We start from the raw sequence: 14,769 nt of genomic DNA, 5'->3' as shown, positions 1-14,769 counted from the left end.
GTGCAACATCCTTCCGTTCCGTGATGGTGGTTCTATTATACCCGAGAGGGGCGCGCGGGACGCGGGGAAATCGATTTTAATCTTGTTAATACTTTGTTCATATCTGTCCCTTAAAGTGAAGTCAACAGATGCAAGGAGGAATTGTCAGATGACAAATCACCATAATGGCCGGGAACCCGGCGATCAGCATGATCCTATAAATGAACCGAACCACAATCCGGCCGAGCCGGACATCCGTGAACAGGAATGGCAGCACGGCGAGGACGGGGTGCCCGACCAGATTCCTGACGAACGGCTGACGGAGCCCGCCCGCTTCAGTACGGAAGAATCCCCGGAAGAAACACGCGAGGAAGCCTACCGGTCCGACATGCCCGGAGCCGCAGAAGAACCCTCTGCCCCCGTGCAGGCGCGAGACAGCCGCGAAAAGAAAAAGCGCGGCGGCGCCGGCTGGCTGCAGGCGATCGGCGGCGGGGTCGCGGGCTCTGTCCTGACGCTCGCCATCGCGGTACCGCTCCTTGACGGAGATCCTGCAGAGACAAACGAGCCGGCTGAGAGCGGCCTGCAGTCCGAGTCGCAGCAGTCGACAGGTAAAGTAACGAAGGTGTCGACCGACGGATCGCTTGCCGATATGGTCGAGCAGGTATCCGGCTCGATCGTCGGCATCGTGAACTACCAGCAGCAACAGCAGCGCAACCCGTTCGGCGGCGCCGGCAGCGGCCAGTCGATCCCTGCGGGCACGGGCTCCGGCGTCATCATCAAGAAAAACGATGAGTCCGCCTACATCGTGACAAACAACCATGTTGTTGAAGGGGCATCCAAACTCGAAGTCTCCCTGGAAAACGGTGAACGTGCAGAGGCCGAACTGGTCGGCGCGGACGCCCTGAGCGACCTTGCCGTTGTCCGGGTCGATGCGAACCTGGTGGATGCCGAACCGCTGGCATTCGGCGACTCTGACGCGCTTCGCGCCGGAGACTCGGTTGTCGCGATCGGCAACCCGCTCGGACTCGAGCTGTCCCGCTCCGTGACGGAAGGGATCGTGAGCGCGACCGACCGTTCGATCAGCGTCGACACATCCGCCGGCGAGTGGGAGATGAACGTCATCCAGACCGACGCTGCCATCAACCAGGGGAACTCCGGCGGCGCGCTCGTCAACATGAATGGCGAAGTAATCGGCATCAACAGCCTGAAAATCGGCGGCTCGGGCGTTGAAGGCCTCGGGTTCGCCATCCCATCCAATGATGTCGTGCCGCTCGTTGAGGAAATGATGGAATCCGGCCATGTCGAGCGGCCTTACGCCGGCATCTCGATGTATGATGTTGCCCAGATTCCTCGCGGCTACCTCGAAGGCCTGCCGAACGACATCTCTCAGGGTGTCTACATCGCGGGCGTCGATCCGGAGGGCGCCGCTGCAAAGGGAGGCATCAAGGAAGGCGATGTCATTACCGCCATCGACGGCGAGGAGATCGAGGACGGCCAGGCACTGCGCCGCTATCTCTACTCCGAACTTGAAGTCGGCGACCAGGCCGTGTTCACTGTTTACCGTGAAGGCAAGAAGACGGAGATCCCGGTCACGCTCGGCTCGAATAAAGCTTCTTCCCCGTCTTGATGGGGCAGTGCCCGCCGGCAGCAGGTTGCCGGCGGGTTTTTATTGTGGGCGCCCGGCACCTTCCCTTTTTTGCAGGCAGGTTAAAGCTTTGATTATACTGAAAGGAGTGAGATCTGATGGGAAAGGAGGCGGAGGCAGTGAGGATTCTCGTCATTGAAGACAGCGAGAGCGTGGCGTCGATGATCGGGATGTTTTTCTCGAAGGAAGGCATCGACGGTACATTTATTACAGACGGGGACACGGGCTACCGGGAGGCGATGACGGGCGAGTATGACTGCCTGATCATCGACTGGATGCTCCCGGGCATGGATGGTGTGACGATCTGCCGGAAAGTCCGCGAGGCGGGACTCGATGTGCCGGTGATCATGCTGACGGCGAAGACCGGCGAGGAAGACCAGGTGACGGGGCTTGAAACCGGAGCGGACGATTACGTAACGAAGCCGTTCAGCCCGGCTGCGCTCATGGCCCGGATCCGCGCCGTGACCCGCCGATACGGGAAACAGCCGCAGCCGGAGGAAGAAGGCATCATCCGGACCCGGCATTTCCTGATCAACGAGAAAACCCGGGAAGTGCGTCTTGACGGCGAGCCGCTGCCCGGCCTCACACCGAAGGAGTTCGATCTGCTTACCCACTTCGCCCGTCATCCCAAACAGGTCTTCTCGCGTGAGCAGCTGATCGAAAATGTATGGGGATACGGATTCTACGGCGATGACCGCACGGTGGACGTGCATGTGAAGCGTCTCCGCTCCAAGACGGAATCGGGCGGGCGGCAGTTTTTCCATACCGTATGGGGCGTCGGCTACCGGTTCGAGGAGACGGACGGATGAAGTTCCGGTATCTCTACCAGCTGATCGCCAGCCACATCGGCGTCCTCCTGATCGCCTTCCTCATCCTGACACTGCTGTTCGCCCATTTCGCCGAGCAGCTGATTTATGAGGACAAGGCCGATGAGCTCGTGTCCTACGGGCGCAATCTGATGGGGGACCTGTCGGAAGAGCCGGGGCAGACCCGGCGGATCCTCGGCGAATATGGGCGCGTACTGGAAGGCAGAGACATCCAGTTCAGCTTGTTCGACTCGGACTCCGCGGTGATCTACTCTTCGGGCAGGCCCGCGTCTCTCATTAAGCTGCGCCAAGAGGAATGGGATAAGATCCGGAACGGACAGGCCATCATCGTGAACCAGGAGTTTGAGCGGTCGGATGTCGCAGTCACCTTCACCCTCCTGCCCTATGTCCGGGGCGGACAGTTCACCGGAGGCGTGCTGCTCACTTCCCCGATCTCCGGGTCGCGTGAGATCATTACCGAGCTGAACCGCTACCTGCTCTGGGCGATGCTTGCGGCGCTTGCCGCCTCCCTTCTGCTCGGATGGGGCCTGTCCGCCTTCCATGTAAAACGGCTCAAGCGGCTGCGCAACGCGGCATCACTCGTCGCTTCCGGCGACTATTCGGTGCGCGTTCCTTCTTCCAAAGTGGATGAGATCGGGGAGCTGTCCGAGGACTTTAATGGAATGGCAGAACAGCTGGAGGAATCGATGGATGAAATCGACCGGCTCGAAAACCGCCGGCGGCAGTTTATCGCTGATGTTTCCCATGAGATGCGCACGCCGCTCACGACGATCCGCGGGACGCTTGACGGCCTCCGGGACGGCATGATCCAGGAACAGGAACGGGAGCGGGCACTCGCCCTGGCCGGCAAGGAAACCCGCCGGCTGATCCGTCTCGTCAATGAAAACCTGGACTATGAGAAGATCCGCTCCGGCCAGATCACGCTCGAGAAAACGGAGATCCTGCTGGATGAGCTGTTGCCGTTGATTGCCGAGCAGCTGGAGCCGATTGCAGACAATAAAAGCAATGTCATCCGCACGGAAACAGAAGGCGGCGTAACGGTTTTCGCCGATTACGACCGGCTGACCCAGATTCTGATCAACATCACGAAAAACAGCATTCAATTCACCAGAGACGGCACGATCACTCTTAGGGGATACGTGGACGGCGGGACGGCGGTCATCGAGATCACCGACACCGGCGAAGGCATCGATCCGGAAGACGTCGAGCGAATCTGGGACCGCTTCTACCGCGCAGGCGTCTCCCGGACGTCCAACCCGTTCGGGGAATTCGGCCTCGGACTGTCGATCGTGCGGCAGCTTGTCAGGCTGCACGGCGGAACTGTCGATGTCGTAAGCCAAAAAGGTGCCGGCACAAGGTTTGTGCTGCGCTTTCCTCCCCAAGAGTAAAAGGGCCTCCCGCATCGGGAAGGCCCTTTCGCTATTTCCTGTCTTCCTGTTCCCACCGGTTCAGCGACGGGTATGGATCGAACGCCCACTCGGAGCGGCCGTCGAATTTGTACATGCCGTAATGGAGATGGGGCGGGAACTTGCCGGAAGTACCTTCCTTGCCGTAGCCGGAACTGCCGACATAGCCGACGACTGTTCCAGGCTCGACGACTTGCCCTTCTTCGATTCCTTTTTCAAAGCCCGAGAGATGAGCGTAATAATGATATACGTTGTGAGCATCGCGGATCCCGACCCGCCAGCCGCCGAACTCGTTCCAGCCCTTCATCTCGATCACGCCATAGGTAACGGAACGGACCGGAACACCGTACGAGGCGAACAGATCGGTCCCCTCATGCATCCGTCGGCCGCCCCAGCCGCGTCTGGCACCCCATGTGCTCCTGTAGGTGTAGTGGTGGGTCTTGGGCAAAGGAAACACATGGGCGTCGAGCTCGATGGTGCCGAAGCTGCGGAACAGTTCGTCAATCGTCATGATTTGCCGCACGGCCTCTTCACTGCCGAAGAATTCGTATAGCGCGAGACGCCGGTCCTGCACGTCTCCGCCCTTGTTGCCGATCGTGTTTGCCAGTGTATAAAGAATGTCTTCCGGGTCTTCCGGGTCGGCTTTGCCGTCCCCGTTGCCGTCCATGCCGCCGCCTTCAAAAAACTCAATGGCCGCAGGATCGCTTTCCTCCTGTTCCGGATTCGGCGCGCCGGCCCAGAATTCATCCTCGAACCGGAAAGCGACCGGGCCCCCGATCTCTTCCAGATCGTTCCGGACCCGCTGGATGTTCCGCTCGTACCGGTCGATTGCGGCAAGCGTATGCCACGGCACGGCAGGCGTCTCGTACGTCATATACAAATTCATCCGTTCCTCTGCAGTGGTCTGCTCCGTTTCCTCTCCAGAATCTTCCGCCCGGACGATCGTAACAAAAAGGACGGACAGCAGCACCAAATAGGCCGGCAGCCAGATGGCGTGGCGCACGGGTCATAACCTCCCTTCACCCTCTTAGGCTTGCCGGCCGTCCCATTCTCATGAGTGGCAATATGCGGTTATATTAATATTGATTCAACCTAACATTAGGCTCATTCTTGATGTGACCATTATTTTGCCGCCCGATCAATTACAGCTTTCATTGTCTCCTCGATCTCCCCGGCAAAAGCAATCATATCTTCCCTGCCGGTCAGGCCAAGCAGCTGTGTCGGCTTTGGCATCCCGATATGGGTCTTGCCGCCGTCCTCATAGACAGCGATCTTGCATGGCAGGAGATAGCCGATTCTCAACTCTTTTTTCAACACTTCTGCTGCAGCGGCCGGGTTGCATACTTCCAGAATCGTGATGGGCTTGTCGAAATCCTGTCCTTTCTGCTGAAGCGTATCAGTCATGTCCAGCTCCCACAGAACACCGAACTGAACGCCTGCCAGTTCTTCTTTAAGAGCCGAAATCGCCTCTTCCCTGGATTTGGCCGTTTCCATTGTGTAATCGAACATTTTATCTCCTCCGTTCCAGTTTGTCGATTTCCCGGGAAATAACATGATTCCCCGGGAAATGAGTCAAAACGAACAGTCAGTCTCTTTCCACCGGCATCGAGCAGCAACGGAACGAGCCGCCGGATTTGATGATCTCCGTAAAGTCGATTTCAATGACCTCGTAACCGTGTGCACGCATGGCGTGATTCACCGCAGGGTTGACGGGCAGGCTGAACAGCTTGCGACCGCCGATCGACAGAACATTCGTCCCCATCGTGAACTGCTCGTCCGCGTTCACTTCGATCAGATTATACTTACCACCAAGCTTCCCCACAGTCTCCGAATCCAGTGCTTCCGGAAAAATCAGTGCCGTATCCGGCGACAGGATATTAAAGACGCAGTCGAGGTGCAGGTATTTCCCGTCAAAATCGACCGGTATGATGTCATGCTCAGGAAGCTCTTCCGTCAGCATCCGGATGGCATCGCGGGAAGTTCGCTCACTGACTCCGACATAGACGGTGTCCCGGTCGACGATGACATCCCCGCCTTCGATTCTGCCGCCTTCCAGCTTCCGGTAACGGATGCCTTTTTCGTGGAGAAACGTTTCCAGCGCTTCTTCCTCGCCTTGGCGGATATCGCTCGCCATCCGGGAGATGAACAGCTCGTCACCAACTGCAAAACCGATGTCGCGGGTGAACACCTGCTCCGGGTATTCTTCAGATGGCTCCAGCTCGATCACTTCCGCGCCGTGGGCACGGAGCGTGTCGCGGAACGTGCGGTACTGATCCATCGCCCGCTCCCGATCGATGTTCTCATCTTCATATTGCTTTTGCACTTCATTGATCGCTTCTTCAATCGCCATATAACGCGGCGGGCAGAGAATCACCCGCCGGAGCGTGCCGTATTCTGTGCTGACTTCAATCTTGGATGTTTCGTCCTTCGGCAATGTCAACTTTTCTTCTCCTCCACTATAAATCCATGATCGCTTTACTTTTCCCCATTCCGCACGGATAAAAACAGGCTGTTTCATTCCACGGCACTCGGGAATAATAAGGGCAAGAACAGAAAGGGAGCGATTCTGATGAAAAGCTACGCGGACAACGACAAAAATCAGCAGAATGGAAAATGGGCAGAAAAAGCCAATGATGCCGCGAAGAAGGCAGAAGAAAAGCTTGACGACATGAAAAAAGAGGCCCGTGAATCGGCCGAAACCCATAATGAGGAAAAAAGCGAGTAACCAAAAACCGGCATCTTGAAATGCCGGTTTCAGTATGTGCCGAACGAAAAAAACGCTGCTCCGGTAAAACCGGAACTGCGTTTTTTATTCATAGTGAGATTGCCGCCTTTTCCCCGAGCTTCAGGCGGTCTCCGCTTACGGCATCGAAAAAGTGGGCGAGTTCCATGTCGTAGGCGAGCCGGACACTTTCCCCTGCTCGGAGATCCAGCCCCGAGTCGATACGGGCGATCAGCTCCTGACTGCCGAGTTTCGAGTAGAGAAGTGTTTCCGCTCCGGTCAGCTCGGAAACAATGACTTCCGAGTCCACAACGGCCATTGACTGGCCTGCGGCAGCAGGCTGCCCGAGCGCGACATGTTCCGGGCGGATGCCCATCGTGACCGGGCCTTCGCCGTAGCCAGGCGTCTTTATCGATAGTTCTACATTATTTCTGTCCATAAAAGGCAGGACTTGTCGGTTAATGACGAACTGCCTTTTTCTTCATAAAGGCAGTATGAAAGTCACTGCCATGACGATTCCGTCGACACTCGATCATCCCTTCAGCAAATGCATAATGCCGTAAGAAAAGCGGATACTATCCGTGTTCGGCCAACATGAAAAAATGGAGGGAATATGCAGATGACGCAAAACTTCGGCCAAGACCCGCAGAACGTCACCCACACGAATATGCATACCGGCCAGGTGGGCCAGCAGATGAACCACGGGGGACATGAGGCATTTGACGTCCACGAAGTGCTGTCGACGATGATCGGTGCGATGGATATGTCGACCCTGATGCGTCCGCATGCACAGGATCCCGAGCTCATCGATATCATGGACCGCCAGTACCGGTTCATGCAGCAGTCGTACAACACGCTTGTCGACTGCTTCAAGTCTGGGACCGATCCCCAGATGCCGACGCAGAGCTACAAGATGGCAGGCGGCAATGACTGGGTTTACGGGATGAAGCAGTCGCAGCCGAAAAAGCCGATGCAGTCCCCGCAGGAGCTGAACGACGCAGCCATCTCCGGCTTCCTTCTGTCTGGCCACAAAGCCGGCGCGACGGCCTGTACGGCCGCAGCACTGGAGACTACAAATCCTGTTGTCCGCCGTGTGCTCGCCGACTCGGTGCCGAACTGCATCGAGATGGCCTACGAGCTGTCGATCTACCAGAACAAGCACCACTACTACCAGGTGCCGCAGCTTGCCGAGCAGGACATGCAGGCCATCATGAACGCCTATGCCCCGGCCGGCAGCCAGGGAGGCATGCAGTAATCGCTGCATGAACGGAGAAAAAGCATGCGGACCCCTCTGCGGTCCGCATGCTTTTTTTGTGTCTTGTTCCATCCACGTTTATAGTCCCCGTTCCTTCACATACAGGTCCAGCTCCCTCATCCATTCATCCGTCCGACGGGGATTCTGAAGAATCCTTTCCAATTCCCGCTCTCTGATAAACTCACGGAATTCCGTGCTGTGAATCACGACAGGGCCGTAACGGACGTTCAGACTGTCTAGGATTCCGCTTTTCTTCAACAGTTTCATCCGCTGATTGATGAGGCGGTTTTTCTTTGTGGGCCAGCGGGTTTCCAGGAAGGCGGCCAACAGCATAAACAGGTCACCCATCCGCCTTCACTTCCTTTTCTTTCCGGTTCCTGATCATCCCGGCGAGTCCTTTGAATTTCGGGGCCAGCACATGCACCCGGTGCTCGCGGAGCCGGTTTTCTTCCAATGTCCCATCCGGCACGCGGAAGCGGTCCCCCGTATAGATCAGCCGGTTGATGGCGTATTTGAGCCGGTAGGCGAACCGGGAGACGAGGAGCGCCCGGGGGAAAAAGAGCCACACGAGAAGATAGCCGATGACGAACAGCAGGATCACCGCTCCGGTATCCGGCACGTCAAACGCCGCCACGCTGAGGGTCAGGTAAAGCCCGTAGGCGATACCGAGCCAGCGCCAATGCATGTTCTTCGCATGGAGGTACAAAAAGACGAGTATGCCCGCCAGAAATGCCGCAAGCCATCCCGCCGGCATCGCGGCGACCACGACTCCAATCATGGCGGCAGCTGTTGGGATAAGTGCGGAGATCAGCAGGACGCGCTTCGGGATTTTCAGGTTCATCGTGCCCGCTTCCTCCAACATGAGGAGAACGGACCTGTGCCATTCCTTCAGCGCCCGCTTTGCCCGGTCCGACTTGATTTCTGCCGGACCGAGGATGCGCCGGCCGCCAGTATTGCGAAACAGTTTCCTGATGAACAGCTGCTCATGCGGCTCAAGACGGTCCGTGCCGCCCTTCACCTCCCAGACCTGTTCGCCCGGACCTCCGATGACGGACACCGCACGTTTTTCAAGAAGCCCATATAGCACCGCATCTGTCGCACGGGGTGTGAAGCGACCCGCCCAGCGGACGAAATGCAGGTAGACGAGATCCAGGGAAAGGATCATCGCTTCATCCCTTTTTGCGATGGGCAGCCGCTGGGGCATGGCCAAGCCCGCCAATCCGGCCAGGATAAATGCCAGGGCGATCGGGAACCCGGCGTTCTCAAACGTTTCCCGGTACGGACGGATCGCCGCAAGATAGGTGTAGCGCTTTTCCTCCGCCTTTGCGGCTTCCTCCAAAGTCTGCGGTGCGTTCCCTTTCACAGCGTCCGCCATCACATCGGACGGGAAAAACAAGCGGTAGGCCGCGTCCAGCGGTTCCTCGACGAGCGGGTCATGGAAAATGACGCCATTATCCTTCACATCCACCTCTGAACCGTTCATGTTCCTCGTGTACGGCCGGATCGAAGCGGCGCCGGCATTGCCGGGCAGGACCACGGAAACTTCGAAATTCCGGAGCCCCTCAAACTCGTAGCTGGTGCTGGAGAATAGCCCGACCTCAAGATCGCTGTATCCGCCGTACACCTTCAGCGCATCTTCCAGTAAGTAAGACAAGAGGAAGGTCCGCTTTCCTCCCCGGCCGTCCATAAGCAGCTCCCAGCCGGTTCCGCCTTCCTTCACCGCGACGGGACGGACCTCTTCGTCCGCGACTTCACCGACCCGTGCCGAGCCGTCCACTTCGCCTGCGCGGAACCCGCTTACATTTTCATGGGTGCCATAAGTAAAGTCCCGCAACACCCCATCGGTCCCGTCAGGAATTTCATACGTATGGATTTCGTTGACTCTCACCGCGCCGTCAGGACCGATCCAGAGCCGGACCTGGGATTTGCTCACTTTCAGATCCGCGGCGGATGCAGGAACAGCCCCGGCCAGCATGATCAGCACCAAGAGACCCGCCATCACCCATTGTTTCATCCCGGCACCTCCCGTCTTATGCTTTCATGATACCGTATACGGAAGAACGGCTGCCCTGGTTCCGTGAAACCTTCACACACACCGTTCCGTATAGGAAATAAGATTTATCGGAGGTGCAGGGCAATGGAACTCGACATCAGGGAACCGGAAGGAAGAATCTCAAAAAAAGCGGTGACGGTATGGCGGCTGTCAAATACGATCGGCCACGGCATCACGCTGCTCGTGTTCGCGGGCCTCATCATCGCCGGGAGCCGTTTTGGCTGGTGGGACTGGGCCATGACCGTGCTGTGGATATTCGGCGGCCTGACAGCCCTGTCGGCGGTGTATTCAATTTTGATCGAGCCCGTGATTCTTCAGCGGACGTGGCGTTACGGGGCGGACGAGGAATTCGTCCAGATGCGGCACGGTGTCCTCACCGTCCAGCACCAGACGGTTCCGATGACAAAGGTCCAGTATGTCGGGCTTGAACAGGGCCCGCTTTTACGGAAATACGGCCTGTACACGCTCACGGTCGGCACGATGGGATCGAACCACTCCATCCCTGCGCTGCCGGAGCAGGAAGCCAAAGAATTCCGCAATCGGATCGCCCGGCTCGCGAAGATCCGGGAGGAGGAAGAGTGATGGAAAGCCGGCGTATGCATCCCGGGCGGATCCTCCTGTCGCTTTATGAACTCGTCAAAAACAGCGCTATTGTGTTCATCTTCCTGTTCGTCCTCAGGAGAGGCTCCGATGCGGGATGGGTGGTGGCGGGCCGCTGGATTTTCATCGCGGCCATCGCGATTTCCACCCTAAACATCATCCTGTCCTGGTGGCGCACGACCTACCGGCTTGAGGCCGATTCGGTACAGATAAACAGCGGCATCATTTCCCGTAAGCATCGCAATGTGCCGTTCCGCCGCGTGCAGAACGTCAATCGGCAAGTGCCGGCCGTTCTACGGTTGTTCGGCCTGACCTCGCTCACCCTCGAAACCGGCGCGGACGGCGAGGATGCCAGCGTGAAATTCCCTGCGATCACAAAGGCGGAAGCCGCCCGGATCGAAGAGGCGCTGGACGGTTACCGGAAGGAGCGGATGGAAGCGGACCGGCCGGTTACCGGATCAGGCAGCATAGGCGGTGAAGCTCAGCAAATGGCCGGTACCGGGCCCCTCCCCGGGAAAATCCGTACCGTCCACTTCACGCCGGAGCTTAAAGACGTTCTGAAGGCATCGTTCCTGTCGTTCAGTTTTATCGCACTCATCCCCGTGCTCGCGACCCTTTATTCGAACATCGATGACTTCTTTGATCTCGACAGCCGGGCAGAGGGTTTCCTGTCGTTCCTGGCTGGTTCCGGAATCGTGCTCGTCATCACTGTCGCCCTGTTCGCAGTCGCGGCGATCGCGTTCGGCATCATCAGGACCTATTTGAAGTATGGCCGGTACGAGATTTCATCGGATGACGAGCGGATTTACATCCGGAGGGGCGTGCTGACGGAGCACTCGCTCTCCGTCAGGAAAAAGCATGTCCAGGCCATCCAAATCACCGAAACGCCGTTTAAGCGGTTGCTTGGGCTCGCTGAGGCCAAGCTTGTTACCGTGGGGAGTTTTGAAGAAGGACTCGAAGACATCAGCTCACTTTATCCATTTCTCGGGAAGCAGCGCGCGGTTGAGCTGGTCGGCGAGCTGCTTCCCGACATCCGGGTGCTGGACGGGATGGAGCGTCTTCCAAAGGCAGCGCTGACTGTACGGATGCTCCGTTTCCCGTGGACCGCCATGATCGGCACCCTCGTGCTTTCCTTCTGGCGTCCCGACTTCCCATTTGTCCCGGACTGGCCGGTACTTGCAGCGGCACTTTTTGTCTTCACTTATGCCCTGAGGTACTTTGACTACCGCAATACCCGTTATGCCATCCGCGGCCCGCTTGTCCAATTCAGTAAAGGCGGCCTGTCGCGTGAAACGTTCGTGACCAGACGGGAGAAAGTCATCGAGGCCGCGGTATCCCAGTCATTTCTGCAGAAGCGGTTCGGTGTCGCCACAGTCGGCACGACCAACCGGGCGAAGCCGGTCCATGTCGAGGAACTGAAGGATTTGCCGAAATCGGCGGCGGAACAGTTTAACCGATGGTATACGGAACGGAATCCGGAACTGGTACGGGCAGATGAGGAGGCGGAATCATGGAAGACTTTACGGAGCGGGTCGTGAAGCTTTTGAAAGAAGTGCCGGCCGGAACGGTCGCCTCCTACGGGCAGATTGCGCGTCTTGCCGGCAATCCGGGAGGGGCGCGCCAGGTTTCCAGAATTCTTCACTCGATGAGCCGGAAGCACGGCATCCCTTGGCACCGCATTGTGAACGCAAAGGGCGAAATCGTCATCAGTGACGGGGAGGCCGCTTTTGAGCAGGAGGAGCGGCTGCGTGAAGAAGGGGTACTTGTAATCGGCGGAAAGCGTGTGGACATGGAGCGATACAGATGGCACCCGGGGTTTGGCGAAGAGGAATGATTCTCTTTGGTTGTGCGAGCGGTCCGAAGTGTGAAATGAGTGCATCTGAACCTCGGCCAGGGCATCACTGGTCAGAACGCCGCTAAATTGATAGACTATTGGCAACAAGTCTGCAAGGGGGCAATCGGTAATGGCAGAAACGCTGGCGTGCAAAGATGTGATCTATGCGTTCGACAAAACACACGAACCGGTCAAGCGCGTGGAGTCGGGAACGACAATCGAAATCGAAACCTATGACTGCTTTGAAAACCAGGTCCAGTCGGCCGATACGAAAATCGGGGGCATCGACTGGGAGCGGATCAACCCCGCGACGGGGCCGATTTATGTGGAAGGGGCACAGCCGGGCGATGTGCTGAAAGTGCGGATCGAGAAGCTTGAAATCGGAAACCAGGGAGTGATGGCAACAGGCCCTGATCTCGGCGTGCTCGGACACCGCCAGGAAGAAATGGCGTCCAAGATCATCCCGGTCGAGGGCGATCACGCCGTCTTTGACGACAAGCTGAAGATCCCGCTCAACAAGATGATCGGTGTGATCGGCGTCGCTCCTGAAGGCGAGCCCGTGCCGTGCGGGACGCCCGGCGCACACGGCGGCAACATGGACACGACCCTGATCGCCGAGGGCGCGACGCTTTACTTCCCGGTGTTCGCGGAAGGCGCACTGTTTGCACTCGGCGATTTCCATGCGGCGATGGGCGACGGTGAAATCGGCGTCTCGGGCATTGAGGTGCCCGGCAAGGCGACCGTTACGCTTGAAGTCGTGAAGGAAGGCGCCCTCCGCCACCCGCTCCTCGAGAACGGGGACGGCATCGCATTCCTCGTCTCGAAACCGACTCTCGATGAAGCGGCAAAAGCGGCCGTCGAAGAGATGGCAGACTTCCTGCTTACAAGGACCGGCCTCGGCGCCGCAGACCTGGCCATGATGTTGAGCGCCGCCGGACAGTCGCAGATCAGCCAGATTGTCGATCCGCTCATGACGGCAAGATTCTTCGTGCCGAAGTACGTCCTGGATGCATACAATGTGACGCTGTTCGAATAAGATGGGACAAGCCGGTTTCCGATGGGGAGCCGGCTTTATCTTATTAAATAAGGACGAGGGTTTCTCCGTCCGGTTGAATGCCCGTTCCAGCAATTGCTGTTGCCGTGGCTCATGCGGAAAGCGATACTGCGACCGAATGTCTCGATACTGGCCATGAATGTCCCGATACCCATGCTGAATGTTTCGATACTTGCCGTGAATGCCCCGATACCTGCGCTGAATGTCTCGATACCGGATGGGCTGGCCTGCACATGTGCAAGTCATCACGCGGGTGCCAGACAAAAACCCGGCAACCTGACCGCATGAGCGGACGACAGCCGGGGCTTTTTATACATCATCAGCCTTGCGTTTTTCGTAAAGCAAGTGAGCTGCAAGGACGAGAACGACAGCAATAAATGGGAGGACGGCAGAGAAAAGCATTTTGGCTTCCTCCTGGAGCGGCATGGAAAGGATCAGCCACTCCGGCAGAAAAAGCGCTACAGGAATCGTGATGAGGAGCCAGGAGCCCATCATGGCCGCTGCCGCTGCAAACGCCGTTGCCGACAGCAGGATGATCACCAAGTTTCCGGTCCGGCCGGCCGTGTAGAACGGATCCATGATAAAGGAACCAGCCAGAAGCACACCGACAAATAGGAGAACGGACAGCATCGACAGGCCGCCCCCCACAAGGAACAGTTTTTTATCGCTCCACTGGCCGGCAGCCATCTTACGGAACATGGTCCGGTAAAGCATGATGACCACTCCAGCAACAACCGGATAGCCGATCAGCTGCAGCAGATTGAGAGAAAACATTCCTCGGATGGCCGGGCCCATGGCGGCAAAAGCGGCAAATGACACCAGAAACGCAGGCACATACTTGAGCCAGCCGGCATAGTCGTTGTCCATCTCCTGTTCAAGCGACGCGAGGTATTCCCTTGGTGATCCGCCAGTGATTCTGTCCACACTTTCCCCGCGAATCTCAAGCTCTGCAAGATGGTCCTCCAGCTCTTCCGCGACTTCATCGATTTCCCGTTCGTTCTTGCCGGACGTCATCAGGTACATCCGGACGTTTGCGATAAACTCCTCACTTCTCTTCGACAGCATCATCGTTTCCGCCCCCCCTCCAGCAGGTTTCCGACGGCTCCCGCCATCACATTCCAGCGTTTTTTGAATGCCTCAAGCTCTAGTTCCCCGGCATCCGTCAGCCGGTAATACTTGCGCTTCGGCCCATTTGGCGACGGCCGCATGACCGTCATGACTAAGCCTTCCTTCTGCATGCGCAGGAGCACCGGATAAATGCTTCCCTCACTCACCATGGTCAGCCCGTATCCCCCCAGCTTCTCGACCATCTCGTAACCGTATGTTTCTCCCCTGCCGATGATGGCCAGAAGGCACCCTTCCAGCACCCCCTTCAGCATCTGGCTTGTTGACAT

At 57.7% G+C, this 14,769-nt stretch carries 17 protein-coding genes; 9 read left to right on the top strand and 8 right to left on the bottom strand.

Going from position 1 to position 14,769, the window contains the following annotated elements; all coding sequences use genetic code 11:
• The first annotated feature begins 148 nt into the window (after positions 1-148).
• The 3 genes from BLT01_RS00395 to BLT01_RS00385 all read left to right on the top strand — a co-directional run bounded on the left by BLT01_RS00395 (position 149) and on the right by BLT01_RS00385 (position 3,839).
• Positions 149-1,606 carry a S1C family serine protease gene (locus BLT01_RS00395; protein ID WP_092092901.1) on the top strand — a complete coding sequence of 486 codons (1,458 nt, stop codon included), beginning with the start codon at positions 149-151 and terminating at the stop codon, positions 1,604-1,606.
• Positions 1,607-1,722: 116 nt separating this feature from the next.
• On the top strand, positions 1,723-2,433 hold the full coding sequence (locus BLT01_RS00390) for a response regulator transcription factor (RefSeq protein ID WP_092092896.1): 711 nt from the start codon (positions 1,723-1,725) through the stop codon (positions 2,431-2,433).
• A complete protein-coding gene (locus tag BLT01_RS00385) occupies positions 2,430-3,839 on the top strand; it encodes a sensor histidine kinase (RefSeq protein WP_092092891.1) in 1,410 nt (469 codons plus the stop codon). The genes BLT01_RS00390 and BLT01_RS00385 overlap by 4 nt, the downstream gene beginning before the upstream one ends.
• 31 nt (positions 3,840-3,870) lie before the next feature.
• On the opposite strand, the gene BLT01_RS00380 is transcribed toward BLT01_RS00385, so the two are convergent.
• From BLT01_RS00380 to BLT01_RS00370, 3 genes are all read right to left on the bottom strand, one after another.
• Positions 3,871-4,860 carry a M23 family metallopeptidase gene (locus BLT01_RS00380; protein WP_092092888.1) on the bottom strand — a complete coding sequence of 330 codons (990 nt, stop codon included), beginning with the start codon at positions 4,858-4,860 and terminating at the stop codon, positions 3,871-3,873.
• 119 nt (positions 4,861-4,979) lie between these two features.
• Positions 4,980-5,366, bottom strand: coding sequence for a DUF302 domain-containing protein (locus BLT01_RS00375; RefSeq protein WP_092092884.1), 387 nt, complete (start codon positions 5,364-5,366; stop codon positions 4,980-4,982).
• 76 nt (positions 5,367-5,442) lie between these two features.
• A complete protein-coding gene (locus BLT01_RS00370) occupies positions 5,443-6,297 on the bottom strand; it encodes a dimethylarginine dimethylaminohydrolase family protein (RefSeq protein ID WP_092092880.1) in 855 nt (284 codons plus the stop codon).
• A 129-nt stretch (positions 6,298-6,426) separates the two neighbouring features.
• Here BLT01_RS00370 and BLT01_RS15105 point away from each other — a divergent pair, with 129 nt between their 5' ends.
• Positions 6,427-6,582 (top strand): hypothetical protein, encoded by a 156-nt coding sequence (locus BLT01_RS15105; protein WP_176764975.1) that lies wholly within the window; start codon positions 6,427-6,429, stop codon positions 6,580-6,582.
• Between the two features lie 88 nt (positions 6,583-6,670).
• Here BLT01_RS15105 and BLT01_RS00365 read toward each other — a convergent pair whose 3' ends face one another.
• Positions 6,671-7,018, bottom strand: coding sequence for a TOBE domain-containing protein (locus BLT01_RS00365; RefSeq protein ID WP_245696825.1), 348 nt, complete (start codon positions 7,016-7,018; stop codon positions 6,671-6,673).
• Between the two features lie 180 nt (positions 7,019-7,198).
• Between BLT01_RS00365 and BLT01_RS00360 the strand changes: the two genes are divergently transcribed.
• Positions 7,199-7,834: a spore coat protein gene (locus BLT01_RS00360; RefSeq protein ID WP_092092875.1), complete on the top strand. Its 636-nt coding sequence runs from the start codon at positions 7,199-7,201 to the stop codon at positions 7,832-7,834.
• A 78-nt stretch (positions 7,835-7,912) separates the two neighbouring features.
• Here BLT01_RS00360 and BLT01_RS00355 read toward each other — a convergent pair whose 3' ends face one another.
• Positions 7,913-8,182, bottom strand: a complete 270-nt coding sequence (locus BLT01_RS00355; RefSeq protein WP_092092870.1) for a hypothetical protein — start codon at positions 8,180-8,182, stop codon at positions 7,913-7,915.
• On the bottom strand, positions 8,175-9,848 hold the full coding sequence (locus BLT01_RS00350; protein ID WP_092092865.1) for a DUF2207 domain-containing protein: 1,674 nt from the start codon (positions 9,846-9,848) through the stop codon (positions 8,175-8,177). The genes BLT01_RS00355 and BLT01_RS00350 overlap by 8 nt, the downstream gene beginning before the upstream one ends.
• Before the next feature lie 123 nt (positions 9,849-9,971).
• Between BLT01_RS00350 and BLT01_RS00345 the strand changes: the two genes are divergently transcribed.
• The 4 genes from BLT01_RS00345 to BLT01_RS00330 all read left to right on the top strand — a co-directional run bounded on the left by BLT01_RS00345 (position 9,972) and on the right by BLT01_RS00330 (position 13,357).
• Positions 9,972-10,469, top strand: a complete 498-nt coding sequence (locus BLT01_RS00345; protein ID WP_092092861.1) for a PH domain-containing protein — start codon at positions 9,972-9,974, stop codon at positions 10,467-10,469.
• On the top strand, positions 10,469-12,025 hold the full coding sequence (locus tag BLT01_RS00340) for a PH domain-containing protein (protein ID WP_092092858.1): 1,557 nt from the start codon (positions 10,469-10,471) through the stop codon (positions 12,023-12,025). Before BLT01_RS00345 ends, BLT01_RS00340 begins: the two co-directional genes overlap by 1 nt.
• Entirely contained in the window at positions 11,998-12,321 is a 324-nt protein-coding gene (locus BLT01_RS00335) for an MGMT family protein (protein WP_092092854.1), read from the top strand. The genes BLT01_RS00340 and BLT01_RS00335 overlap by 28 nt, the downstream gene beginning before the upstream one ends.
• Positions 12,322-12,451: 130 nt before the next feature.
• Entirely contained in the window at positions 12,452-13,357 is a 906-nt protein-coding gene (locus BLT01_RS00330) for an acetamidase/formamidase family protein (RefSeq protein WP_092092849.1), read from the top strand.
• 327 nt (positions 13,358-13,684) lie between these two features.
• Here BLT01_RS00330 and BLT01_RS00325 read toward each other — a convergent pair whose 3' ends face one another.
• Positions 13,685-14,443, bottom strand: coding sequence for an HAAS domain-containing protein (locus tag BLT01_RS00325; protein WP_092092845.1), 759 nt, complete (start codon positions 14,441-14,443; stop codon positions 13,685-13,687).
• Positions 14,440-14,769, bottom strand: coding sequence for a PadR family transcriptional regulator (locus tag BLT01_RS00320; RefSeq protein WP_092092840.1), 330 nt, complete (start codon positions 14,767-14,769; stop codon positions 14,440-14,442). The genes BLT01_RS00325 and BLT01_RS00320 overlap by 4 nt, the downstream gene beginning before the upstream one ends.

The organism is Bhargavaea beijingensis, from assembly GCF_900101985.1.
Classification (GTDB): Bacteria; Bacillota; Bacilli; order Bacillales_A; family Planococcaceae; genus Bhargavaea; species Bhargavaea beijingensis.
The sequence above is the reverse complement of the archived record's forward strand: the minus strand, read 5'-3'. Positions and strand labels throughout refer to the sequence as shown.

What these genes read in the sequence shown, in the direction of transcription:
- BLT01_RS00330 (WP_092092849.1), top strand. Translation starts at nt 12,452, where the DNA reads ATGGCAGAAACGCTGGCGTGCAAAGATGTGATCTATGCGTTCGACAAA.
- BLT01_RS00340 (WP_092092858.1), top strand. Translation starts at nt 10,469, where the DNA reads ATGGAAAGCCGGCGTATGCATCCCGGGCGGATCCTCCTGTCGCTTTAT.
- BLT01_RS00345 (WP_092092861.1), top strand. Translation starts at nt 9,972, where the DNA reads ATGGAACTCGACATCAGGGAACCGGAAGGAAGAATCTCAAAAAAAGCG.
- BLT01_RS00390 (WP_092092896.1), top strand. Translation starts at nt 1,723, where the DNA reads ATGGGAAAGGAGGCGGAGGCAGTGAGGATTCTCGTCATTGAAGACAGC.
- BLT01_RS15105 (WP_176764975.1), top strand. Translation starts at nt 6,427, where the DNA reads ATGAAAAGCTACGCGGACAACGACAAAAATCAGCAGAATGGAAAATGG.
- BLT01_RS00360 (WP_092092875.1), top strand. Translation starts at nt 7,199, where the DNA reads ATGACGCAAAACTTCGGCCAAGACCCGCAGAACGTCACCCACACGAAT.
- BLT01_RS00385 (WP_092092891.1), top strand. Translation starts at nt 2,430, where the DNA reads ATGAAGTTCCGGTATCTCTACCAGCTGATCGCCAGCCACATCGGCGTC.
- BLT01_RS00395 (WP_092092901.1), top strand. Translation starts at nt 149, where the DNA reads ATGACAAATCACCATAATGGCCGGGAACCCGGCGATCAGCATGATCCT.
- BLT01_RS00365 (WP_245696825.1), bottom strand. Translation starts at nt 7,018, where the DNA reads ATGGACAGAAATAATGTAGAACTATCGATAAAGACGCCTGGCTACGGC.
- BLT01_RS00320 (WP_092092840.1), bottom strand. Translation starts at nt 14,769, where the DNA reads ATGTCAACAAGCCAGATGCTGAAGGGGGTGCTGGAAGGGTGCCTTCTG.
- BLT01_RS00350 (WP_092092865.1), bottom strand. Translation starts at nt 9,848, where the DNA reads ATGAAACAATGGGTGATGGCGGGTCTCTTGGTGCTGATCATGCTGGCC.
- BLT01_RS00375 (WP_092092884.1), bottom strand. Translation starts at nt 5,366, where the DNA reads ATGTTCGATTACACAATGGAAACGGCCAAATCCAGGGAAGAGGCGATT.
- BLT01_RS00335 (WP_092092854.1), top strand. Translation starts at nt 11,998, where the DNA reads ATGGAAGACTTTACGGAGCGGGTCGTGAAGCTTTTGAAAGAAGTGCCG.
- BLT01_RS00325 (WP_092092845.1), bottom strand. Translation starts at nt 14,443, where the DNA reads ATGATGCTGTCGAAGAGAAGTGAGGAGTTTATCGCAAACGTCCGGATG.
- BLT01_RS00355 (WP_092092870.1), bottom strand. Translation starts at nt 8,182, where the DNA reads ATGGGTGACCTGTTTATGCTGTTGGCCGCCTTCCTGGAAACCCGCTGG.